Annotated in this window: 18 protein-coding genes and 1 riboswitch; of the genes, 2 read left to right on the top strand and 16 right to left on the bottom strand. The window is 53.4% G+C overall.

What is annotated here, in order from left to right:
- Nucleotides 1-54 precede the first annotated feature (54 nt).
- Entirely contained in the window at nucleotides 55-975 is a 921-nt protein-coding gene (locus tag MRBLPE1_RS25705; protein ID WP_364150995.1) for a proline dehydrogenase family protein, read from the top strand.
- Nucleotides 976-1,068: 93 nt separating this feature from the next.
- Here the strand turns inward: MRBLPE1_RS25705 and MRBLPE1_RS25700 are convergent, their stop codons facing one another.
- The 12 genes from MRBLPE1_RS25700 to MRBLPE1_RS25645 form a co-directional block, all read right to left on the bottom strand.
- Nucleotides 1,069-2,031: a metallophosphoesterase family protein gene (locus MRBLPE1_RS25700; RefSeq protein ID WP_364150992.1), complete on the bottom strand. Its 963-nt coding sequence runs from the start codon at nucleotides 2,029-2,031 to the stop codon at nucleotides 1,069-1,071.
- A 44-nt stretch (nucleotides 2,032-2,075) separates the two neighbouring features.
- A complete protein-coding gene (locus MRBLPE1_RS25695; RefSeq protein ID WP_364150989.1) occupies nucleotides 2,076-2,942 on the bottom strand; it encodes a DMT family transporter in 867 nt (288 codons plus the stop codon).
- Between the two features lie 163 nt (nucleotides 2,943-3,105).
- Nucleotides 3,106-3,867, bottom strand: coding sequence for a DeoR/GlpR family DNA-binding transcription regulator (locus MRBLPE1_RS25690; RefSeq protein WP_364151524.1), 762 nt, complete (start codon nucleotides 3,865-3,867; stop codon nucleotides 3,106-3,108).
- 150 nt (nucleotides 3,868-4,017) lie between these two features.
- Complete coding sequence (locus MRBLPE1_RS25685) at nucleotides 4,018-5,031, bottom strand: biotin-dependent carboxyltransferase family protein (RefSeq protein WP_364150986.1); 1,014 nt, start codon at nucleotides 5,029-5,031, stop codon at nucleotides 4,018-4,020.
- Nucleotides 5,028-5,783 carry a 5-oxoprolinase subunit PxpB gene (gene pxpB, locus MRBLPE1_RS25680; protein WP_364150984.1) on the bottom strand — a complete coding sequence of 252 codons (756 nt, stop codon included), beginning with the start codon at nucleotides 5,781-5,783 and terminating at the stop codon, nucleotides 5,028-5,030. Before pxpB ends, MRBLPE1_RS25685 begins: the two co-directional genes overlap by 4 nt.
- Entirely contained in the window at nucleotides 5,780-6,547 is a 768-nt protein-coding gene (locus MRBLPE1_RS25675; protein WP_364151522.1) for a LamB/YcsF family protein, read from the bottom strand. The genes pxpB and MRBLPE1_RS25675 overlap by 4 nt, the downstream gene beginning before the upstream one ends.
- Before the next feature lie 245 nt (nucleotides 6,548-6,792).
- Nucleotides 6,793-8,178, bottom strand: coding sequence for an NCS2 family permease (locus MRBLPE1_RS25670; RefSeq protein ID WP_364150981.1), 1,386 nt, complete (start codon nucleotides 8,176-8,178; stop codon nucleotides 6,793-6,795).
- Between the two features lie 122 nt (nucleotides 8,179-8,300).
- Nucleotides 8,301-8,401: riboswitch (purine riboswitch) on the bottom strand.
- A gap of 109 nt (nucleotides 8,402-8,510) precedes the next feature.
- The gene (locus tag MRBLPE1_RS25665; protein WP_364150978.1) at nucleotides 8,511-10,568 is read right to left on the bottom strand and encodes an iron ABC transporter permease; all 2,058 of its coding nucleotides are present in this window, start codon (nucleotides 10,566-10,568) and stop codon (nucleotides 8,511-8,513) included.
- A gap of 8 nt (nucleotides 10,569-10,576) precedes the next feature.
- Entirely contained in the window at nucleotides 10,577-11,614 is a 1,038-nt protein-coding gene (locus MRBLPE1_RS25660; RefSeq protein WP_364150975.1) for an ABC transporter substrate-binding protein, read from the bottom strand.
- Nucleotides 11,615-11,827: 213 nt separating this feature from the next.
- Nucleotides 11,828-13,138 carry a 6-phospho-beta-glucosidase gene (locus tag MRBLPE1_RS25655; RefSeq protein ID WP_364150973.1) on the bottom strand — a complete coding sequence of 437 codons (1,311 nt, stop codon included), beginning with the start codon at nucleotides 13,136-13,138 and terminating at the stop codon, nucleotides 11,828-11,830.
- Nucleotides 13,139-13,159: 21 nt separating this feature from the next.
- Complete coding sequence (locus tag MRBLPE1_RS25650) at nucleotides 13,160-14,122, bottom strand: N-acetylglucosamine kinase (RefSeq protein ID WP_364150970.1); 963 nt, start codon at nucleotides 14,120-14,122, stop codon at nucleotides 13,160-13,162.
- A 197-nt stretch (nucleotides 14,123-14,319) separates the two neighbouring features.
- Entirely contained in the window at nucleotides 14,320-15,171 is an 852-nt protein-coding gene (locus tag MRBLPE1_RS25645) for an AraC family transcriptional regulator (RefSeq protein ID WP_364150968.1), read from the bottom strand.
- A gap of 225 nt (nucleotides 15,172-15,396) precedes the next feature.
- On the opposite strand from MRBLPE1_RS25645, the gene MRBLPE1_RS25640 reads away from it, so the two are divergent.
- On the top strand, nucleotides 15,397-16,035 hold the full coding sequence (locus tag MRBLPE1_RS25640; protein WP_364150966.1) for a TetR/AcrR family transcriptional regulator: 639 nt from the start codon (nucleotides 15,397-15,399) through the stop codon (nucleotides 16,033-16,035).
- Between the two features lie 286 nt (nucleotides 16,036-16,321).
- Here MRBLPE1_RS25640 and guaA read toward each other — a convergent pair whose 3' ends face one another.
- From guaA to MRBLPE1_RS25620, 4 genes are all read right to left on the bottom strand, one after another.
- Complete coding sequence (gene guaA / locus MRBLPE1_RS25635) at nucleotides 16,322-17,860, bottom strand: glutamine-hydrolyzing GMP synthase (RefSeq protein ID WP_364150964.1); 1,539 nt, start codon at nucleotides 17,858-17,860, stop codon at nucleotides 16,322-16,324.
- 1,161 nt (nucleotides 17,861-19,021) lie between these two features.
- A complete protein-coding gene (locus tag MRBLPE1_RS25630) occupies nucleotides 19,022-21,973 on the bottom strand; it encodes a transglutaminase-like domain-containing protein (RefSeq protein WP_364150961.1) in 2,952 nt (983 codons plus the stop codon).
- The gene (locus tag MRBLPE1_RS25625) at nucleotides 21,960-23,492 is read right to left on the bottom strand and encodes a DUF58 domain-containing protein (RefSeq protein WP_364150958.1); all 1,533 of its coding nucleotides are present in this window, start codon (nucleotides 23,490-23,492) and stop codon (nucleotides 21,960-21,962) included. Before MRBLPE1_RS25625 ends, MRBLPE1_RS25630 begins: the two co-directional genes overlap by 14 nt.
- Nucleotides 23,450-24,469, bottom strand: coding sequence for an AAA family ATPase (locus tag MRBLPE1_RS25620; protein WP_364150955.1), 1,020 nt, complete (start codon nucleotides 24,467-24,469; stop codon nucleotides 23,450-23,452). Before MRBLPE1_RS25620 ends, MRBLPE1_RS25625 begins: the two co-directional genes overlap by 43 nt.
- Nucleotides 24,470-24,558 lie beyond the last annotated feature (89 nt).

The raw sequence follows: 24,558 nt of genomic DNA, 5'->3' as shown, positions 1-24,558 counted from the left end.
TCGAGCTTCCCGATTCAGACTCCTACTATCGTTTTTTGGAAAGGAGCAGCACGGATGGGCATCGGATCGAAATGGTATCGCAAATCATTGCTGACGATTACGGGCATGCCGCTCGTAGAAAAGCTTTCAACGACCTATGGCAAAAAACTCGCCGGCCGGTTTATTGCGGGAGAAACGCTTGATGAGGCTTTGGATGAAGTCGGGAAGCTGGGCAAGCTGGGCGTTATGGCAACGCTGGACCATCTTGGCGAGGGCATTCAGAATTTAAGCGAGGCTTCGGCTTACAAAGAACAATATCTGAAACTTATCGAGGGCATTGCCCAGCGTAAAGTAATCTCCAACGTCTCGTTAAAGCCGACCCAAATGGGACTCGCACTCGACCATGCAGCATGCTTTGCCAATATTCGGGATGTCGTGAAGCATGCGCGGCGCCACCGCAACTTCGTACGAATCGACATGGAAAATACGCCTTTCACCCAAGCGACAATCGATATCGTCAAACGGCTTCATGCCGAAGGATTAACCAATGTCGGCACCGTGCTGCAGGCTTACCTTTTCCGAACGGAGCAGGATGTCAGGGATTTGCTGCAAGCGCGGATAAGCCTCCGCCTCGTTAAGGGCGCCTATAAGGAATCAAGCGAGGTCGCTTATCAAGACAAGGCCGAAGTCATCGACAGCTTCAAAAGCATGATTAAGCTGCATTTGGATAAAGGCATCTATGCCGCAATCGCTTCGCATGACGATGCGATCATTAGCTGGGTGAAAACCTACGCGCGTGCGCATCGGATTCCTAAGCACGCATTTGAATTCCAAATGCTGTACGGTCTCCGAATGAATGAGCAAGCCCGCCTGGCAAAGGAAGGCTACCGCATCCGCTGCTACGTTCCTTACGGGAGCATGTGGTATCCCTACTTCACCCGGCGTTTAGCCGAAAAGCCCGCAAACCTTATGCTGGTGCTCAAAAATATGTTCTAATAGAAAAGCTGAAGCCTTCGCGGGCCTCAGCTTTTTTTATCATACCTTGTGCGGTTGCAGATGAGTTGGACGGGATGGGACGGGGACCGCCAATCAGCCGATTATCGGCCGATGCTCCGCCTGATGGCGGACGACAGAGCCGTCGGCTAAACGCAGCCACGAATCCACGTTCCTCTCGTTCTCGGTCAAGCGGATCACGCGGGCGCCTCGCGGGAAGCCTTCCTTGCCATAGGTGTTGTACCCGGTTGCCCTTCCGTAGTAAAGACGGATCCCGTAAAGCTCTCCCCAATAATCGTTCGTATGGTCATGTCCGCAGAAGGCTGCCGTCACGTCTCCCTGCTCCAGCATGGCCGAAAAGAACCCTGCTTGCGTCCGTGCGGCGCAAACCTCTTCGTTTTTTTCGCCATAACATATTTCCCTGTCCCATACTTCTTGGTACTCCGGGAGAGGGATGTGGAAGAAAGCGATGGCCGGCAAAACATCTTCAGCCATCCGTGCTTTCCATTCCCGCGACTTTTCCAGGTACCACTGCACTTGATCATGCTGAATCCAGTCATAGCCGGGAACTCGGGGCAGCTTGGAATAATCGCCGGAGTCAAGGCAATAAAGCAAGGCAGCCGCTTGATCGTTGTCAGCCCCGAAGACGGGCAGCACATAGTTGCCCGTGCCATGGATATCCCGCGGCCCGGGTTCGGCTAACGTATGCGCGTGCTTCAGCACCTCGTCCATCAGCTCATCGCGGGTAATGCCGTTCTCCGTATCGTGATTTCCGAATACAATTCCCCATGGAATGCCGCGCTGCTCGGCAGCGGCAACCGCCTCCCGAAACACTTGTTTCGGATCTTCGCATAAGCATGACCCATCCGAATCCTTACCTGTATAAATAACATCCCCCGTAAACATGACAAAATCCGGTTGTTCGGCATCAAGCACAAGCGCCATGGCCGCTCTCGACTGCAAATCAAGCTCCCCTCCGTCCTGCCAATGAATATCCGTAAATTGAACAATGGTAAAAGTGCCGTCTTTGCGAAAACGAAGCTCTTTTGCGTTTCCCATCTTCATCCCTCTCTCCAGTAAGTAGAGTAGCTAAATAAAATGATTTAATGCCCTGAAGACGCAATCATGATGATACCTGCGACAACAGCGACCGAAGCCGTAATTCTTCGGATCCCTTGCGACTCCTTCAACACGAAGAGGCCGAGCAGCGTGCCGAATACGATGCCAACCTCCCTCATAGGCGCGACTGTTGAAACATTGGCATTTCTAGCCGCAAACAAAAACAGCAAATACGAACCAGGCGACAAAATAGCGCCAAGCCATATCCGATTCAAATGTGTGCGGATCACATGCCTTAAACGATTGGAACGAACAACCGCAGGCGTCAGTCCCAGCACGAACCCGATGTTCGTCACTTCAAGCAGCGCCAGCGGCGAAAGATGCTGCAAATTCGCCTTGTCGATAAGCGTGTAAGCGGTAATGCATAGGCCGACGCTCATGGCCAGCAGCATTGGTTTAAAAGAAGCTTGCTGCTGCCCCTTGCGTTGTCCCTTGCCCGAGGATCTTCCTAGCATGACGACGAACCCGGTCAGCATAAAGCAGAGTCCGATCCAGCCCCATAAGGCCAAGGTTTCGTCAAACAAAAATACCCCAAACGCTGGAATAAGCAGGGTTGGCGTGCCCCGCATGACCGGATACACTTGCGATAAATCGCCGGCGTTATAGGTGTAGGCAAGCAGCAGCGAATAGATGCTTTGCATGATAAGCGAAGCCCCGATTAACAGCCACATGCCCAGAGAAAATGACGCACCAGCTAACTCATGGACGAGGGTCGGGAGCAAGAGGATGGTCGCGGGCATATAGATCACCCATAAGAAAACCGCTTTATCCGTGCTTTGCTTGGCCAGCATGTTCCAAACGGCATGTGCCAAGCCGGAACACAATACAAGAATAAGTGAGATGACAAGCAATGAGGCAACAACTCCTCCAACCCTGTTTTTCCAACACAATAACACATAAACACACACGTTTGCAATAATTTAATATAAAATACACAGAAATCATCAAAAAAAAGACCCTTGGCTTTTTGCCAAGAATCGTGAGGGCATCGCAGCCCCTTATCCTTATTCCATTTTACTCATAAACGATCTCAATACCGCTCTGTTTGTATCTCGCGACGACATCCCGGTCGATCTTCGAATCCGTAACGAACCGTTCGACCTCCGCGCAGCCGCATACCTTGAGCAGGGAGACCTGATCAAATTTGCTGCTGTCGGCAAGTGCGATTGTGCGTTTTGCTTTCGCTTGCATGATTTTCTTCACCTGCACCTCGCCGATCGCGTTGTCGGTTATGCCTTCTTCCAACGTAACCCCGCTCATGCTCATAAAGAAAAGGTCTGCGTGGAAGCGGGACGCGAACTCTTCTGCCAAATCGCCGATAATGCTCTGTTCCTCCTGCCGGATAACGCCGCCGATCATAACCAGCGTATAACCCGGCATGTCGATTAATTCATTTACGATCGGAAGGGAATTCGTAATGATTGTCAGTTTATCGAATTTCGTCTTGAGCGCCTTCGCAATCAGCGTATTGGTGGTACTCACATCGAGTGCGATGGACATCCCTTCCGTCACATATCGAACGGCCAGCTGCGACAATTCCGTCTTCTCCGTCAAATAGATCGATTCACGAATCGGCAATGGAATTTCCGTGCTGTAGTCCAGCTGTTTCAGGATTGCTCCGCCATGCACCCTCTGCAAATATCCGGCATTCTCTAAATGCTCCAGATCCCGCCGTATCGTTTCGAATGAAACGCCGAACGTTTCCATAAGCTCCGACGCGCGAATCGATTTATCCGTATTTATTTTCTGGATAATTAATTGATGCCGCTGTTGCACAAACAATTGCCTTCACTCCTTTAGGCCAAAACTTCCGGACTTCTAGTAGTCTACCATAAATCGGTCAGGAGAGCTTAACCGGCAGATACCATCGTCCGCCGAAAGCTTTGCATGCAGAAGACGGATGCCAGCAGGCTGTTTATGGCCTGTTTAGTTAGCTGCGTTAACTTTTAACGCTATCGCTGCTTTCAGCATTCGCATATCGCGTTCGCTGTCCAAATATAGCCGTTCCGCTTCCTGCTGGGTGACGGCTTCGAAGCGGAAGCGGTCACCGGGCTTCAGCTGCGCGAATACCGGAATATCAACCGTGGCGACCTGCGCGATCCGCGGATAACCGCCTGTTGTCTGCCTATCGGACAATAACACGATCGGATTGCCGTCGGAAGGGAGCTGAACGGTGCCGTTTGCAACGGCCTCCGACAGCAGCTCCTGCGGCGACGCGAGCGCAAGCTTCTGCGCGCCTTCCAGCCGGTAGCCCATCCGGTCGGATTGTACCGCGATTTGATACGTTTGACGAAACAGCGCCTGCCGGCTGTCCTCCTTTAGCAGCTCGAAATGAGTGCCTGGCATTGCGCGAATAATGGGGTCGGTTAGGCTGTCCGCAATCGCAAAATGACTCGCATGCCAGTGCGGCACGGCGAAGCCGTCATTCAGGCTGCTGCTCAGCAGCGATTTGATTCGCTCAGACAGCAAGCCTGGAGCCTGGGCAGAAAGCACATCCCCCGACTTAAGCGATCTTCCCTGATAACCTCCGATGGCGCCGCGCAGGTAAGTGCTCCTGCTGCCCATGACGACAGGAACATCGAATCCGCCCGCGACCGCTAGGTAGGCGCGGCAGCCGGATTGGCTGGCTCCGAATTTAACGACGACTCCCGCGCGTAGGAGTGCAGGCCGCCAAAGCGGCAGCCGCTCGCCTGCCGCAGTCACCGACAGATCCGCGCCGCAGATTGCGATTACCATATCTTTGTCGAAGAGCAGTTCCGCTCCGGCCAGCGTAATCTCCAGCACCGCTTCTTGCCCTTCATTGCCGACTAATATATTGGCCGCTCGCGCCGCTCCCGTATCCATGGCTCCTCCGGGTACGACGCCGTATTTTTGATACCGATATCTGCCAAGGTCTTGGATGGTAGTGAGCAGGCCGGGCCGAATGACAGTAATACTCATAACTCACCTTCTATGTACAGCATGTATTCTTGGGTCGTAATCGGCTTGAACCGAACGGAATCGCCGGGTCTAAGCAGACTCGGAATTTCTTCCTGCGGGCGAAACAGCGCAAGCGGCGTTCTGCCGATCAGCTGCCAGCCGCCAGGAGTCGAAACGGAATATACCCCCGTCTGTTTGCCTGCGATACCGACGCTGCCCTGCGGGATGCTCGTTCTCGGCGTCTGATGCCTTGGGGCCGCTATTTCCTCAGACATCCCGCCCAAATACGGAAAGCCCGGCGCAAAGCCCAGCATATATACCAAATAAGAACCCGCCGCATGAATCGCAATGACTTCTTCCTCCGAGAGCCCATTATGCTCTGCCACAAAAGAAAGATCCGGACCGTATTTGCCGCCATAACAGACCGGAATTTCCACAATCCTGGTTACCTGATCCGCTGCACTCGTCAGCTCTTTGCTAAGACATGCCTTCAGCCTGGCGCAGACCGTTTCAAAAATGGTTCCATGCTTAAGCTCGTCTCCCGCGCGGCTTCTGCTCACGAGCAGCGGATCATAGTGGACGGCTGCAGCGGCAAAAGAAGGCACACATCCCATAAAACCCGCAAACGGCTGCGCCTCTATAGCAGCCGTAAGACTGCTCACGATACGATGAGTCTCAATGCTGATCCCGCTAACCAAACGAAGGATGACGGCTGAATCGCCAAGCGGCAGCAGCTCAAAGGGGAACGGAGTATCGTTTATCATCAGCTTCATGCCTCTTTTCCCGCTTTTTTTACGGCAACCCCTTCTGCCTCCAAAGCTTCCCGCAGCTGCTTCACATGTTCCAAAGCACCAGGTGTATCGCCATGCACGCATACCGTATCGGCTTTCAAAATCAATCTGCTCTGCTGGCGGGTAATGACCTCGCCATTTTTAATCATATTGACCGCCTGTTCAGCCGCGCGGCTCGCATCGGCAATCACAGCTCCTGCTACCCCGCGCGGCGTAAGTGATCCGTCCGACTCGTACGTCCGATCCGCGAACACTTCATTTATCGTATGCAAGCCGATCGCTTTTCCTGCGTGAATAAGTTCGCTGCCTGCCAAACCGAACAGCAGAAGACTAGGATCAACTTTATATACCGCCTCGGCAATCGCGTCCGCCAGCTGCCTGTTGCCCGCTGCCATATTATAGAGCGCACCATGCGGCTTCACATGAACAACGGCGCCCCCTTCCGACTTGGCAAAAGCTTGCACGGCCCCCAGCTGATACACCGTCATCTCGTAAGCTTCCTCCGGCGTGATGCCGATCACGCGTCTCCCGAAGCCCGCCAAATCCGGCAGCCCCGGATGCGCGCCGATGGCGACGCCATGCTCCAGCGCCAGCTTCACCGTGCGGCGTATCGTCGCGGCATCTCCGGCATGAAATCCGCAGGCAATGTTCGCCGAGGTTATATATTTCATCAGCTCGCTGTCCGAGCTTGTACGGTACACGCCAAAGCCTTCACCCATATCGCAATTCAAATCGACCTGCAGCACAAAGCTCATCCTTCCCTCGCTCGAGTTTCTTTTTTCAAAATTATATCAAATTCCAGCCAAGCGTAAACGGCTGCAGCCTTCCTTTGGCAGCAAAGTTCGTTTCACGGAGATCTAGAAGCACATTTAAAAATCGATAGCTTTTAAATTCTTATATATCAAGCGTAAACGGCTGCAGCCATCCTTGAGCCTATATGAGCAAAAAAAGAAGCAGCGCCGGTCCAGCGCTGCTTCTTTCTTTATTAACTCTATTCCCCGCCCATAAATACGTAACGGCCAATAATGAGCACCGCTAGAATCCACATGAGCCAGTGAACCTTGTATTTGCCCTTGCCCGTTGCGTTCGCAACCGTTGCAAGCAATACGTACGAAACGATACCGAACGAAATACCGTTCGCGATGTTGTACGTAAGCGGCATAAATGCAAGCGTCAGGAAGGACGGAATGGCGTAAACCATATCCGAGAAATCGATATCTTTGACCGATTGCATCATCAGTACGCCTACGATAATAAGCGCGGCAGCCGTAGCCGCACCCGGAACAAGAGCAACGATTGGCGACAAGAAGATCGCAAGCAGGAAGCAAATGCCCGTAGTTACGGCAGTCAAGCCCGTACGCCCGCCTTGCGCGATACCTGCCGAGCTTTCGACGAATGCGGTAACCGTGCTCGTACCGAGCACCGCGCCGCCGCTGACGCCGATGGCATCCACGAACATCGCTTTACCTACGCGTTTCTTGCCTGTTTCCGGGTCCTTCATGTAACCGGCACGGTTAGCCGTGCCTACGAGCGTACCGAACGTATCGAACATCTCAACGAAGGTAAATGTCAGGATGACGGTTACAAGCCCCACTTCGAACAGGCCCGCAAAGTCGAAATGCCAGAAATTCATTTTCGAGAAATCAGGCACCCAGGTTTGACCTGTAAATGCGGCTTTCACATCGACATGGCCAATCAGAATTCCAATAACCGTCGTGCCAAGAATACCGAACAAGATGGCGCCCGGTACGCGAAGCACCATCAGCACGCCGATGAGCAGCAGCGCAATAACCGTAAGCACAACCGTTTCATTGTGGAAGCTTCCCAGCTGGATAACGGTTTCGGATCCGCTAACCGGCGTGAACACTCCAGCCTTGATGTCTGTGAAGCTTGATACGGCGATCGTCATGATGCCGCTGTTTTTCAAACCGATAATGGTAATAAACAAACCGATACCGACCGTAATCGCATGCTTCAGGCTGTCTGGAACAGCGGTGATAAGCATTTGGCGAATTTGCGTCAGCGTTAAGATAATAAAAATAATTCCTGAAATAAAGACGGCTGTCAGCCCCATTGCAGGCGAGATCGGGGTATCCGTTGACGCCGATGCAATCACGACGGATGCAAAGTACGCGTTAAGACCCATACCTGGAGCAAGCGCAACAGGAAAGTTAACGAACAAGCCCATTGCAATGGTGAAAATTCCGGCAGCAAGCGCCGTAGCTAGAAATACGGCCGTCCAGTCTAAGCCTGCCGGCGTAAGTATGATTGGATTGACGGCCAAAATGTATGCCATCGTCATGAAAGTCGTCAGCCCCGCCATAATCTCTGTTCTGACATTTGTTCCGTGTTCCTTTAAGCGAAAGAAACGTTCCATTTTGATTACAAACCTCCCAAAAATGTGGTGGAACAAACAAAGAAGCCTAGAAAAAAATGCAATAAATCGCATTTCTCCTAGGCTCTGCAAAAAGGGGAAAAGTATACACGCCGGACCGCTGCGAGTTTTTCCGCCATTTTCGTAGCCTGATCATTTACGGTGACCGAGTAGAGACTCTCAAGCCGATTCTTGAGATTATACGAAAAAATATGCTGTTGTTGTTTTCCGTTTACAATTTTAAAGAGAATATGTCCACTTTGTCAACAACTTTTACGAACGTTAATGGCAATAAATACCGTCATTATTCGTTTTTAGCAATCTTTTTGGAAAAACTATGTTTTCTTGACGAGAGAACGGTACATCAGGAGAAGGAAATAAGGCGCTCCAATCAGCATGATAATCAGTCCGGACGGGATCTCCTTCGGCGCCATCACCGTTCTGCCTAACGTATCCGCAAGCACGAGCAGCAGGCCGCCAAGCAGACCCGATAATACAATGGAGCGTCTCGTATGGTGACCGACCATCATTCGCACCGCATGCGGCGCCATTAGTCCAAGGAAACCGATCGTGCCCACGCTTGCAACTGCGCCGGCAGCAAGCAGCACTCCGATAATCATGGCCCAGAGGCGCGTGCCCCTCACGGGCAGGCCAAAGCCTGTCGAGCTTTCGTCTCCGAATGCGAGCAGGTCAAATTTTCTGCCCAAATAATAAGCGGCCGGCACCAGAATGAGAAGAAAGATAAAAATGCTGTTAAACTGGTCCCACCCTCGCCCGTAGGTCGTACCGGTAATCCAGACGAAAGCCGTGCTGCTCCAAAGGCTTGCCTTCACGATCATCGCCTGTATGCCGGCAGAGCCAATGGCAGATACCGCGATGCCAAGCAAAATAAGAACCGAAGGGTTAAGTGACTTGCGCCATGCCAAGAAAAATACAAAGGCCGCTGAGATAACACCGCCTGCAATAGCGGCAATCGGAAGAGCGAAAATCGGCAGCGTAGGCCAAGCGACCAACACCACCAAAGCGCCAAAGCCCGCGCCTGAGGTCACTCCGATAATCGAAGCATCCGCCAGAGGATTGCGGACCGCGCTTTGAATGAGCACGCCGCTGATCGCCAGCGCGATACCGCCGCCAGCTGCAACCAACGTGCGCGGAAGCCGTAAATTCAGCAGTACGGAGTAAGAGTCGTCTCCTGCCCCAACAAGGCTTCTCAGCAATTCCAGAATCGGGATTTTCGTCCCGCCGAGCGACAAACTGACTAGGATTAAGACAGCCAGCAAGACGGCCATGGAAATCGCAGTCGGCGCGTAGCGCATACGCAGCGGGGCTCCCCCGATGCTCATGGACGACTGTCCCGTGCCCGAGCCGGAAATGTTTTTCATCTTGGTAAGCACCAGCCAAATAAGCCAAGGCGCCCCGATGATCGCCATCACAGCGCCGACCGGCATTTCGCCGAGACTGCTGCGCACCATGCGGGCGAGCAAATCCGCAGCCGTTATGAGCAGCGCGCCCCAAAGCGCACTTGCCGGAATGAGCAAGCGATGCTTGCGAATGCCTGAGAGACGGACCAGATGCGGGGCAACAAGCCCGACAAAACCAATCGGTCCGACAACGCTGACCACGATCGCGGCCATAAACACCGAAAGCGTAAGTCCGCCCGCTCGGGTGAGGCCAACGCGCTGCCCTAACGAGCGCGCGGTCGATTCATCCAGCTCCAGCGCGTCGAATTGACGACCTGCGATTATAGCGATAACGAGCAGCGCCGCCACGAACGGCCAGGCATACTCGACGCCGCTCCAGTCGAGCTGGATCAAGGTGCCCGCTCCCCATAAAAACAAGGATTGCGTTTCCGTTTCTTTAAAAATGTGAATGGCCGACGTAAATGCGCCTAGCACCAACGATACGATCATGCCCGATAAAGCCAGCCGGACCGGCGTTGCCGTGCGGCCCCCGCCAAGGAAATAAGCAGCCAGCGCGGCCAGGAAGCCCCCGCCTGCTGCCAGCAAAAAAGGGAACTGATGCTGCAGCGCGGGAAAAGCAACCATACCGAGCACAACCATAAAGTACGCGCCGGCATTAATCCCAAGCGTATCGGAGGCTGCGAGCGGATTTTTCGTTATGGTCTGCAAAAGCGCTCCTGCCGCTGCTAGCGCGGCGCCGGCGATGATGCCGATCACCGTCCGCGGCATCCGGATATCCCAAAGCAGATTATGTTCCATCAGGTCTCCCTGCCGGTGCATTAAACCGTCAAACACGGTAGCTGCCGGAATCTGTGCTTCCCCAAAGCACAGGCTCAGCACAGACAGAACGAAAAGGGCGGCAAGGCCGCCCCCGAATATACCGATCATTCGCCAAATCATACCCAATGAGGCTTCGTTTTTGCGATTCGTCATCATCTCGCTCATTTCGTCAAAACATTTACGACTTGGTCAACGATCACTTTGGAGGAGATCGGACCGCCGAACACCCATGTTGCGCTGTCGAGGGCATATGTACGTTTTTCTTTCACGAAGTTCAGGCCGTTCCATACGGAATTGTCTTTCAGCGCTCCTGCGAAAATGTCGTCGTCCTTTTGAACGATATAAAGCAGGTTCGTATCTTGAACGGCAGGCAGCGCTTCTACTGTCGAAGTGCTAAAGCCGTAAAGCTCGAAATTCTCGGATTTCCAATCGTTTTTCAGACCAATACGATCCAGTGTTTGCACCGCCAAAGAGTTGTCTGTGAACAAGCGCATCGTTGCAGCGTTCTGGTAGCTGAATGCTTGCGTGAGTACATAGTTCAAGCCGTCTTTGCCAGCTGCAGCCAGCTTTGTTTTCGCATCCGCATAATGCTGGTCGAGATCGGCAAGCACTTTGTCGCCTTCCGGTGTTTTGCCTACTGCCGCAGCAATCGATTTGAACATATTGATCATCTCGGTGTACTGGTCGCCTTGACCATCCGGCGGGTACAGGCTGAATATAAGTGTCGGCGCAATGCCTTTCAGCTGGTCGTAGATCGCTTCGTGGCTGTCCGTGTTCGCAATAATCAGATCAGGCTTCAAAGATGCGATAGTCTCAAGGTTAGGCTCGTGGCGGAGACCAACGTCTGTCACGCCTGCGTCAAGCGGAGCTTCGCCCGTTACCCACAGCTTATAGTTTTCATTGTCCGCGTTGCCGATAGGCTGCATGCCTAACGCAATAATATCCTCTGTAAATGTCCATTCCAGTACAACAACTTTTTGTGCAGGCTTATCCAGCGTTACTTCGCCTTTGGCATCCTTAACAACAATTGGGCCGGACGCCGTTTCAGTACTCGCATTAGTCTCGGCTGCATTGGTTTCGGCCGCATTGCCGTTTTTCTCGTTTCCTGCTGCTGTGTTAACCGAATTGTTCGCACCGCAGCCAGCTGCAACCAGCATAACGACGATCACCATAATCAAGCTCATTAAACGTTTGTTCATTTCCTCTTACCCCCTATTTTTTTAAACCATTACTTCTATATTTATTGATAACCATTTTCGTTATATTGATAATGATTATCATGTTCAAGAACTTTAGTAATCTTATAACCGTTTCAGATATATGTCAATACAAAATTTTCTTCATACAAACGAAAAGAAGAGCGGGAATCTTGCTCCCGCCCTTCTCATAACTGCACCTTAGGCAGCTTATATTCATTCGTTATCAAAAAAGTTAGGTAAATAAGCTTTGTTCGCTTCAAGCATCTCTTCAAGCAGCACCTTCGCAACCGCTACGCTTGGAACGAGCGGATGATGCACCAGCGCTTGCAGAGCGATGCCTCTATCGCCGCTGATCGCAGCTTCGATTGTCAGCGATTCATAGGTTTTTACGGCATGCATAAGCCCTTTGATTTGCTCGGGCACACGCTGCAGCGGCATCGGGATCGGCCCCTGCGCCGTAACGACGCAGTTGACCTCAATGCTGGCATCCTCGGGCAGAAAATCGATAATATTGCCGTTTCTCACATTTAGCGTTTGAATATCCCGCTTATCCGTATAAAGGGCATGCATGAGATTGACCGCGGCCTCGGAGTAATAAGCGCCGCCGCGCTTCTCAAGCTGCTTCGGCTTCTCCTTCAAATTTACGTCCTTGTATAGCTCGAAAAGCTCCTCCTCCACCCGGCTGACGACTTCGGCGCGCGTGCCGTTTTTTGCAAGCGATTCGGTCATATCCGCGAGCATCGCATCCGTCATGTAGAAATAGCGAAGATAATACGTCGGCAGCGCGCCAAGCGAACGGAGAAAATCCGCATCCCAGTCAAAAGCGGTGACGTTCGTGGCCGAATAATCCCTGCCGCCGCCAATCATCTCCTGCAGCTTATCTTCGCCATTCACGTATGCCGCCGTAATCCAGTGAAGATGGTTAATGCCGACGAACTCAGGCAAAACATCGCGTTCGCTTACGCCGTACTCTTTAGCGAGAAACTTCTGAAAGTTAATCGGGGAATTGCATAGCCCGACCGTCTTAACGCGGCTGTGCTTCTGCACCGCTTCCGTTACGATCCCTGCCGGATTCGTAAAATTCAGCATCCATGCATCGGGCGCCAGCTCTTCAATATCCTTGCAAATATCTAATATGACCGGCACCGTGCGAAGCGCCTTGAACATGCCTCCCGGACCTGTCGTTTCCTGCCCGATGACACCGTGGGAAATCGGTATATGCTCATCGCGCCGTCTAGCCTCCAGCAGCCCTACCCGCATTTGCGTCGTCACAAAATCTGCGCCGGCAATCGCTTCGCGGCGGTTCAGCGTTAATTTCACTTCCATCGGCAATCCGGCCTTTTCAACCATACGCCTGGCAAGCTCACCGACAATCGCGAGCTTATGGCGGCCCTCCTCGATATCAACGAGCCACAGCTCGCTGATCGGCATCTCATCGTATTTTTTGATGAAGCCTTCCACGATTTCAGGCGTATACGAGGAACCGCCTCCAATGACAGCGACCTTGAGTGGTTTTTTGGACATGTGCACGTACCTCCCTATCTATTAAAATGTTATTTTTCGCAGTGCGGAATCAACTGCTTCGCCGATGGCGATGCCGCTGCAATCCATAGCGCTCATCACGGCTCCGATGACCGGGTCGACCGTCAATCTTACGGTTTTCGCATGCGGCGCAGCTATGGCCAGCGCTTCTTGGATCGCATCAACCATATGCGGGGAGCCTCCCCGCGAGAGCACGCTGCCCGTCAAAACAACATCGAAGCGCTCTTGCTCCATGCCGAGGCGCTTGATCAGCGCAATGACCGCATTTGCATGCTCGCTGCCTGCTTCCCGCAGAATACGTATCGCGACCGCATCGCCGAGCGACGCCGCTTCAAACATAACCTTTGCAAGACTATGGGAAGGTCGCTTGCCGTTATAAAGCGCGTCATCGTACATTTCTTGAATAGTCGCATAGCCTAACCGCTCCGGAACGAGCTTGCTCAGCAGCGTCGCTTGCTCCCTGCCCTCCGAGGCGCGAATGGCGCTGCGGAAGGCATGAACCGCGAGGTCCGTGCCCGAGCCCTGCCCGTCGCCGAACAAATAGCCGAAGCCGCCATACTGAAGTTCTTCGCCTTGCGGATTGCGGGCTGCCGCATTAAATCCGGTGCCGCTAATGATGACTGCCCCGTACGATTGTTTCGTCCCGGCGCGCATGCCGATCATCGTATCGCATGCGATGGCGTATTGCTTATAGTCAAGCGATGCGATCATCGGACGCAAAATTTCATAGTCCGGCTCGCGATCGGCCCCGGCGAGCCCAAAATACGCAAACGTCACCTGTTCCTTCGCTGCGCCAGCTTCCTGCAAAGCCTGCCGGCAAGCATCTTCAATGCTTGTTCCCGCTTGTTCAAACGCCGTTTGGTGGTTTCCGTTGCCGCCGAGCCCTCTGCCCAGCACCTGGCCTTTCTCGTCTACGAGCAGGGCGTGGGTTTTGCTGCCACCTGCGTCTATTCCAAGGAAAATCATGACGTTCACGCTCCTTTTTTGTACTTTCTTCTATTTCTAGCGTAACCGGCTGACGCCAGCCTTTGCGGCGAGAATTCGGTTCGCGTTGAAATAGTAGCATCGTATAACCATCTCATTTATACATTCTTCTATTTTAAAATAAAAAACACCGCTCTTCTAATGAAAAAGAACGATGTTCTGATACAATCTTACTGTTTTTATGTTCTAAGCTCCGAGGGCAGCCTGCCGATATGCTGTTTGAACAATCGGTTGAAATTAGATAAATTGCGGAACCCGCATTCCGCTGCCACTTCGATAATCTTCATATCCGTGGATTCCAGCAGGTAAGCTGCCTGTGCCAGACGGAGCTGGATTAAATAATCCATGGGCGAGGTGCCGACGACCTGCACGAACAGCGAGCTGAAGCGCGACGGGCTTAGATGCGCGGCGTCCGCCAGCTCTGCTAGCGTCCACGGATGGGCAATAGCGGTCTCGATATCGCGCAGCACGCCTCGAATGGTTTCCGTTCCGCGCGCGTGCAGCGCTTCTTTTTTACTATTTTTCATAAAATAACGGTTGACGAACGCCAGCAGCTGAATGAGCTTTGCCCTCACAATGACCTCGAAATGCGGCTCCCTCCGCTCAAATTCAGCAGACATTTCCTTCAGGATAACCCCAAGCTTCTCCAGCATAGGATGCGCTCTATCTAGTAAATGTTCAAAACGCAGACCGATATCGCGGAACGGATTGAGCAGCTCCGCGTCATAACGCTGCTCCAGCGCAAGGATGGAAGAATCAAACATGACGATGCTCATGACCAGCTCTTCCGCTTCAAAAGCGCGGTGCAAATCATTGGAATGAATGAGCACGATATCGCCCTGCCGGAAGTCATAGCGGTTCCCGTTGATCAAATAATAGCCGCTTCCCTGCTCGATATAGTTAATTTCAAGCGCTTTGTGCCAGTGCAGCCTTTGAAAGGTTGGCGTAACCCCCACCGATTGCGAGATCATTATCGGAAAAGCCTGCGGCAGCGCAATCTCGTCTTTACTGACGGATGGCAGTAACTTCATGGTATTCTCCTAAAAGGTTTGCGCATGCAAACCTGGCTTCGTAAGCATTGACTTAGGTTTGCGAATGCAAACCTGGTTTCGCAAGCGTGGACTTAGGTTTGCGGATGTAATGGTGATCTATAAATTATAGCAGATAGGCTTGGTTGACAACATCTGAAACCCGGGAATAACATATAACCAACGGTTCGTAACCGATGGTTACTACAATACGGAGGAGGGCTGCCGATGGCCTCGAAAAAGGAGCAACGTTCCGAGGAAACGAAACGCTTGATTATTTCCGCTGCCGAAAAGCTGTTCGCCGAGAAAGGCTATGAAGCGGTAACGATTAGAGAGATCGCCAAGGAAGCCGGCTGCTCGCATACGACGATCTATATTTATTTTCAGGATAAAGAGGCTTTGCTTCACGCCCTATCCATGCCCCGGCTGCTCCAGTTGAACGCTGCTCTAAATACGCTTGCGGCCGATGCCTTCCTATCCGCGGACGAGAAGCTGCGCCGCTTGCATGAACAACTTATTCGGTTCTGCTTGGACAACCGGAGCATGTATGCCCTATTTTTCGAGGCAAAACCAGTCCCTGTCGATGAACCGGAATCTGATCTAGAGGTCAACCGGCTGCGCAATCAAATGTTCAATATCGTCGTTCAGCTCCTAAAAACGAATCTTAATTTGTCTGACGGCGATCAACTTCTCAGCTGTTCACGCATTTATTTCTATATGCTGCGAGGGATCATCGGCACATATACCCATTCGGAGGAGAGCGTCGAATCCATGATGGACCGCCTTTCTTCTACCTTCAATGATGCCTTTGAAGCCTTGCTTTTCGGGTTCGGTAAGCAGATTAACGATCGAAGCGTTGAGTCATGACATTTTTGATGACTTGGAAATTAGGGATGTGATCTCCTCGCTTTATCTTCCAATCAGAATCATAGGCTTGTTGATCTCTTGCGTGCAAAGAAACGCTGCTTACACGAATCCAGCTTCAATTGTTCAGAGTTTAGAGCCGCAAACTCTCATTTAGTTGGATGGCTGCAGACGGAAACGACTTGTTCCTATGTGCTAAAGAATGCAAAAAAGGCGTACGAAACTGTCACCAGTTCGTACGCCTTTTGTTTATTTTCGATATTTTAAAGCTGGTTGAACAAAAGAGAGCCTATTCCCACTCGATCGTTGCAGGCGGCTTCGAAGTCACATCGTAGACGATACGGTTAACGTTGTCCACTTCGTTTACGATACGCACCGAAATTTTCTCGAGCACATCCCAAGGAATACGCGCCCAGTCAGCGGTCATGCCGTCGATGGAGGTAACCGCGCGGATGCCGACGGTATAGGAATACGTACGGGCATCGCCCATAACGCCTACGCTCTTCATGTTAGGAAGCGCGGTGAAGTATTGCCAAATTTCACGGTCAAGTCCTGCTTTTGCAATCTCATCGCGCAAAATCGCATCGGATTCACGGACAATCAGAAGCTTGTCCTCCGTTACTTCGCCTAGGACACGAATCGCAAGACCCGGACCTGGGAACGGCTGACGCCAAACGATTGCTTCCGGCAAGCCGCACTCTTCGCCGACTTTACGCACCTCGTCCTTGAACAAAGCTTTAAGCGGTTCAACGAGCTTGAACTTAATGTCTTCAGGCAAACCGCCAACGTTATGGTGAGATTTGATCGTTTGCGCCGTAGCCGTACCGCTTTCCACGATATCCGTATAAAGCGTGCCTTGCGCCAAAAATTCAAAGTCATCCAATTTATCGGACTCTTCTTGGAACACATAAATGAACTCGTTGCCGATAATTTTACGTTTTTGCTCCGGATCCTCTACGCCCTTCAGTTTGCTTAGGAAACGCTCCTGCGCGTCGATCTTAAGCACCTTCATGTCGAATTTGCCAACGAAGGTTTCCATAACGCCCTCGGCTTCGCCTTTGCGGAGCATGCCGTGGTCGATAAACATACAAGTGAGCTGATCGCCGATCGCTTTGTGAAGCAGGATCGCAACAACCGAAGAATCTACGCCGCCGGAAAGCGCGCATAGAACCTTTTTGTCGCCCACTTCGTTACGGATATCACGGATCGCATCTTCAATGAACGATTCCATCGTCCATGTGCCGTCGCAATCACAAACGTTGTATAGGAAATTGCGGATCATCTCGTTACCAAACTCAGAGTGGCGAACCTCCGGATGGAATTGAACCGCGTAGAATTGACGTTCTTTATTGCTCATTGCCGCAACAGGAGCATGCTCCGTGCTTGCGTCAACCGCAAAGCCTGCAGGCAGCTCGACAACGTGATCGCCGTGGCTCATCCATACCGTTTGAACCTTATCGAGTCCAAAACCGATTTGGGAACCTTCGATAAACTCAACTTCTGCTTTGCCGTACTCGCGTTTGCCCGCGCGCTCAACCTTGCCCTCGAGCTGGTGAGACATAAGCTGCATACCGTAGCAAATTCCAAAAATCGGAATGTTCAAATCATAAATCGCAGGATCCACCATTGGTGAATTTTCTTCGTAAACGCTAGCCGGTCCTCCCGAGAATACAATACCTTTCGGCTGCAATTCACGGATCCGTTCTACCGGCGTGTTGTAAGGCAATAGCTCGCTGTATACGCCCAAATCGCGAATACGGCGCGCAATCAGCTGATTGTATTGGCCTCCAAAATCGAGAACAACGATGATTTCATTTTGCTTAGTCATTACCGAGCCTCCCTCAAATTATGTAGTAATTATATATAAGGCGGTTTGAGCGAGTCAAGGCGAATCCACGTGACAATTCGTAGGAGAAGCTGCCGCGGCCTTTTGGGGCGGGAGAAATCCGGTTAGATTGGGGGAATTAGGGGGTGGATGGTGCGGTGAGTTGGAACCGGAGAATTGGTGGCGTTGAGTTGAATTGGAACAAGGGGACGATTGGAGGATGTTGAGCTTATTGGAGCTGGGATAGTTTGGAGGATGTAGAGCTTAATTGGAACAGGGAAAGCTTCAGATGAGCTTTTGGTAGGTGTTGGAGTGGTGCATGGATTGAGTTGGATCAGTGTGGAATGCAGCTTGATTTATGGCTATGGAGCGGAGCTGATGCTTGATTCCAAGCCGTGGAGCAGAGCGGTGATAGATTTGCATTAGATTTAGCTGGTTGCGGAGCGATGGTAGATTAGCATTGCATGAGAGCTCGATAAGTGCGGGAATAGGCGATTAGGTGGAGTGGTGGTGGTTTGGCACGGATTCAAACCTGGGTATGTGCAGGAGTGGTGCTTAATTCCAAGTTTTGGAGCGAAATGGTGATAGATTAGCATTAGATCAAAGCTTGCTAAGTGCGGAGTCGAGCGACTCATGCAAGGTGATCGAGCGGAGCGTTGGTAGATTAGTTTTGTATGAGTGTCCGATATGTGCGGGGATAATGCTTGATCCATGCTAGGCGATGAGGTGGATCGTTGGTAAATTGGCACGGGATCTAAGCTGGGTATGTGCAGGAGCGATGCTTGAGGCATACTGGGCGATGAAATGTGGATGGTAGATTGGCAGCAGTATTAGCTTAGATAAGGAATAAACGACAAATAACAGGAAAAACTCCATCTAATTTTCACTTAATCGATTATCATAGCATTTAACGGGATTTTCTCCCGTTAATACAACCAATTGACCCCTATCCGGGCCATAATGATCAAATTAGATGGAGAAATTCCAGCTAAGTGGGTTGATATACGTAATTAGGTGAAATTAGCAGGAGAATTTCCTGTTAATTATGTTACTTGTATGTTCTTAAATAAGATTAAACATAAGTGTCGGCTCGTCTATGCTAGCGGCTCCGATTCTAGGTACCCGTACGAGGATAAGCTAGAAATAGAGCTGATCTATTCACATTTAATTGGACGCCTTCACGGCAGAGGAACGTTTGGTTTTGTGTACCGGCTGCTTATCCAGTACTCGCAAAACGGTGCGCAGCGCAGCCGGCGTCGGCGCGCCGGGCCATGGTCCTGGAGCAGCAAAATGCGCCTCTTCTATCCAGCTCGTCAGCTGACGCAGGGCATCCTGCTGCTCCGCCGCCAGCATCGGCTCGGTGGCGCTTGCATATTCACGCGCCGTTATTCCCTGCGCGTGCACGCCGAAACGGCGATGCAGCAGCGGCGCCACCGTGTCGGCGACGGCAATAAAGCTCGCGCGCACACGCCCTTCGGCGTTGCGCGGCATTTTTGCATGCCGCGGCGCAAGCTCCGCCGCGGCACTGCTGTCCGTCACAGGTTCATGTGACGGGTAGGGCGCGGCTGCGCCGACGGGCTTCGCGACGCCGGCGTATGCCGCGCCATAACGGCGCAGTGCCAGCGAAAGGCGGAGCCGCTGGCGCTGCGCCGCAGCAATGGCCGCGGCCGCAAGCACCAGCGCGGCCGCGCCTGCGGCAGCTGCAGCGGCGGGCGATGCCGCCGCCGCGCTTTTGGCGGCGCTCTGCGCCGCTTGCGCGAGGGCGTCTGCCCCGCGCGCAACGGTAGAGGCGGCTTGCTCAGCCGCCGCCTCAGCCCATGCAGCGAGGCCCGCAATGCTCGCCTCGCTAAGCCCAAAAGCATCGCTGCCGACGCCGCTCGCCAAAGCCGCTCCCGCTGCACCCATCGCGGGAGCAGCAAGCGCGCCGCCAGCAGAACCGGCGGACGCGACATTCAAGACGCCGCTGATTCCCGGCGTCGGATCGAAGGGCACCCAGCCTGCGCCTGGGAAATATACCTCAACCCAGGCATGCGCGTCAGAAGCTCTCACTTCGTAATTCACCAGCTTCATGCTCTCAACATCTGAAGCACTATCCGATTTCCCCGCGCTTAGCGCATCTACGCTCTCACTACCACGAGCACTCTCGTCCGCGCTTAGCGCATCCCCGCTCACACTCCCATGCGCACTTTCATCCGCGCTTAGCGCATCCACGCTCTCACTACCACGAGCACTCTCGTCCGCGCTTAACGCATCACTACTCTCACTCCCTCGAGCACCCTCATCCGCACTTAGCGCATCACTACTCACACTCCCTCGAGCACCCTCATCCGCGCTTAACGCATCACCGCTCAAGCTCTCCCCAACCGGAGTCCCGGCAGTAAAGCCCTTCACCCACCTTGCGGGGATGCCCTGCGAGCGAAGCAAAACTACCATCGCAGTAGAGAAATGCACGCAGTAGCCTTGGCGCTGCTCGAAGAGGAAGTGATCGACGAAGTCGCTGCCTTCCGGAGGCAGCGCGCTGCCATCGAGCGTGTAGCTATAACTCGCTTTCAAAAAATCCTCAATCGCCTTGACTTGATCATACCGGCTCGTTACCCCGCCGCCTGCCACTTCCGCGGCTAAAGCCACGACTCGGCCGGGCAAGGATGAAGGCAGCTGCAAGTATGGCTCAAGCTTCGCATCGGTTTCCTCGGCACCGGACGAAATCGTACTCCCGTCCGCAGCCAGACTGCCTTCCGTTCCGCTGCCCAGCGCCCGGAGCTGCGCTCCGTCGGTTACCGGAAGCACGCTCTCTACGGTATACCGTTCCACCTTCGTCTTGTCCGACTGGGCATATAGGGAGCTTTTATCGTCATTATAGACGTAACTGCCAAGCTTGCGGCGAGGATCAGCAGCGATAAGCTCGGTTACATATCCATGGAAGCCCAATGAAAAGAGAGGCATGCCCGCTGTCGGCTCGGACCAAACGACCGTTTGCCGAATCACCGGTCCCGTTAGTATGTTCCCCGCCTCTGCGGAAGCTTCAGCCGACACTGCCGTATCGCTGTCCTTCACAGGCAGCAGCACAGGGCTGCCCGCGGTATCCACCCAACCGCGACCGTCATATACCTGTTTCGATTCACCGCGCCAGTAGGCCTTTGCCGTAGAACTTCCCGTGAATAGGACTTGGTTGTCCTTGCTCACGGGCGCGCCAAGCTGGCTGTCATCAAAACCGTAGCCCGTAAATGCGCCGCCAAGCCGATCAAAACCCGTTTGCCCCATCACCGTTATGGACCCTTGTTGATTGCCAAGGGAATGAATCGTTTGCTCAAGGCGATCATTGAGCGACGCCGTCCAGCCCGGGGGCGGCATAGAGGCTTCGCGCCCGCCAGCAAACAGCATGCTGCAGCCAAGAATCATCAGCACTACAAATACCGAGCCCGACAGCCAGCGCATATCCAATCGCTTAAGCTTGCCTACACCCGTCTCAATGATGCGCTGCACACGCGGCACGGCCACTATGCTGCCAAGCAGCAGTCCTTCCGCTACGGTTCGAATTAAGCCGCCCATGACATCGAGGCCGAGCCATACATGCAGCGTAATTAGATAAACCAACGTAATGCATGCGATACCAAGCGCAGTTTGACGCATCCACAACAAAGCCTGAAGGGCAGGAGCAAGCATCGCCCAGCCAATAAACAACAGCAGCGTCCGCAGCTCTCCGGACATCGCCCACAAACCGTTTTGCGCCAGCAGGACAAAATGCTCCTTCAGCATCGCCGGAAAACCAATCAGCCATTGCAGGCTGCCCTGATCCGCGCCTTTATAGAGCCACATTAGGCTTAGGATGCACAAGAGCGTGTTCATAGGAAGAGTGACCGCAAGCGGCATGCGAAATAAGCCAGCGAGCAAGACAAAGCCGATAACGAGCAGCAGCGGCACCGGATTATAGATAATGGACCACTCCCCTGCGTTTACCCATGGGAGCAGCCATTCGGCAAGCAGGCCGAACAGCAGCAGGCTTGTCATGAACCGGTAGCCGATAGACTCTTCGGGAGCTTCGCCGCGCATTGGATTGCGATCAGCCTGCAGCCCTTTTCTCGTTCTTCCGGCCACATCGCTTTTATGCAAACTCATGCGCTTCACCCCCTTCCTCGGCGTAAGGAAGCGCGGCCATGCTCGCGGGAACATGCAGCCACGTCAATTTGACGCCGCCGCTCTCCAGCCACTTCTGCTGCTCCCGCATCGCGAAGGAGGGTATGTTGCTGCGCGTCACAATAAAGAGCTCCAGCCTGCAGCCATGCTCGGCTGCGTAACCCGCCAGCTCTCCCCAGCTTCGCCCGCCCCTCCAATCCGCAGTGAAAACAAGGATCGTGCAACCGCGGGTCAGCATTTTCGATCCGCGAACAAAGCTTCCGGCCAAAGAGCCCTTTCCTTCTGCGCGAAGCAATGCCATCGCATGCAGCATACCGGAAATGCCTTCCGGCGTGCCGCCATCGACAGGCGTTTGAATCGCCTGCCCGCCTTGACCGAGCAGCAGCGTGACGCCGCTTCCCAGCCATGCTGCCTTGGTTACGGCAAGCGCAGCCCAGCCCACGCAAGCATCGAATAAGCGATCATCCTTATCATAGGCGGAAGCCAGCGTATCGACCGCAATAAAGGTTTGTACTGGCTGTTCCGGTGTATAAACTTTGGTATGAAGGCCTCGTCCTTTGGCTGCGCTCCGCCAATCCAAATGCCGAAGCGAATCGCCTTCCCGGTATGGACGGCTATCCGGCCCCATTCCGGCTGCCCGCACTGCTGCTTCGATTTCTTCGCGTCCCGCTTCCCCGCGGCGATCGAGCGCTTCACCTGTCAGAGGAGAAGGCACGGCATAAATAGCTGCCCCTCCCGCGCGTTCTGCTTTTGTTCCATTCTCCGGCTGCGGGATTCCCGGCAGCACGATAAACTCCGACTTGCACTCCACCCGCTTGCGGATCGCCGTGAGTCCGAGCCAATCGCCTACCGTAACCGTTACATGCTCGAAAGGATGCCTTCCGCGGCGCAATTTATGCAGCGTATAACGGTAGGTCGTCTCTTTGCGGAGCGCAGGGGTAAACACCGTCCGGATACTTATTTTGCGATTAGCCGCAGAGCTTTCGTTCATCGTTTCATCATGAACCGCTATCCATACGAATGGAATCAGAAAGGATCGCTTTAACGTCAAGCTGATGACAAGCTGCCCTCCCTCGCGAGTCAATTCCTGAGATAAAACCCGCGCTGCGCTAAAGCCTGCCGCAGCCATAGCAGGCGCTAATCCGCTTACTGCCACAATCATGGTCAGGACGGCAGCCATAAACCATTCCACGGCGCCGCCCCGCAGCAGGATGGCTGCCGCGCATCCTATCCAGCCCGCGCCGATAATGGCCCAAGCGAGCCATCTTGTACGATAACCACGGGCATTCCGGTCCTCGGTCACAGGCTCATTTTTGTTCATTTGAGCGGCTGCCGCCCTTGGCTCGACACCGACACCCGCAGACTGGTCCTTCATGGATTCGGCTTGCGGGTTTATGCTATCAGCGATACCGTCTTCCTGCTCCCCGCTCTGCAATAAGCCATCTTGAAACGGTGCATTCATCGGCGCTTCCCGCTTCCCGCTGCTGCCGGCATCGTACAATCGCGGATCGTCCGCTTAATGACCGCTGCCGCATCAACACCTGTTGCGGAGGCATTGAACCGAAGCGACAGCCGGTGAGGCAGCACGGCTTCTGCCGTTGCAAGCAAATCATCCGGCACCGCGTAGCCGCGTCCTTCCATATAGGCATTAGCCTGGGAGGCCCGCAGCCAATCGCGCAGCGCGCGCGGGCTTAAGCCAAGCACGACCTCTGGCGCTCGACGGGTCGCATCCGCTACCTGCACCATATATTCAAGCAGCGCGGGATGCATGTGGGTCTGCCTTGCCTCCGCCTGCATTTGCAGCCATTCCTCTGTCGCGATGACGGGACGCAGCCGCTCAGGCTCGATCCGATTGCCGTCGGCGTATTGCTCGAGCATCCGCTTCTCTTCGAAAGAGCCGGGGTAACCGATGGTCAGCCGCATCATAAAGCGATCCAGCTGCGCTTCCGGCAGCGTATTCGTCCCCTCGAAGCTCAGCGGGTTTTGTGTCGCAATCAGCATAAAAGGAACCGGCAGCTTGCGGGTTTTCCCCTCCACCGTTACACGCCTTTCTTCCATCGCTTCAAGCAGCGCGGACTGCGTGCGGGGCGATGTCCGGTTAATTTCGTCGGCCAGCACCACATTGCCCATAATGGGACCTGGACGATACACAAGCTCGCTCGTACGGGTATCCAGCACGACTCCGCCAACGATATCGGCCGGGAGCATGTCGGATGTAAACTGTATTCTTTTGAAATCGCCGCCTACCGCTCTCGCAAATGCCTGAGCCAGAAGCGTTTTGCCAACGCCAGGCACATCCTCTAGCAGTACATGTCCGCCTGCCAGGAGCGCGGTTAACGTATGACGGATAACCTGCTGCTTGCCTAGCAATACGCTCTCTACCTTCACTAGCAATCGGTGAAGCAGCACCTGCGGCGCTTCCGGCCAATGGCTATAACGGTCTTCTTTCGAATCCTCTGAAAATTGGGGAGAAATCATCGTATCATTCGCCTCCTGAAAAATAAATCTATCTATTTTTCAGTTTCCCCAGCTTTCTCTCTCTTTAGACCTGCTAGAAGACCTTTCTG

The sequence above is a fragment of the Paenibacillus sp. LPE1-1-1.1 genome (assembly GCF_040676435.1).
Classification (GTDB): Bacteria; Bacillota; Bacilli; order Paenibacillales; family Paenibacillaceae; genus Pristimantibacillus.
This window is presented reverse-complemented; position numbering and strand designations above follow the sequence as displayed.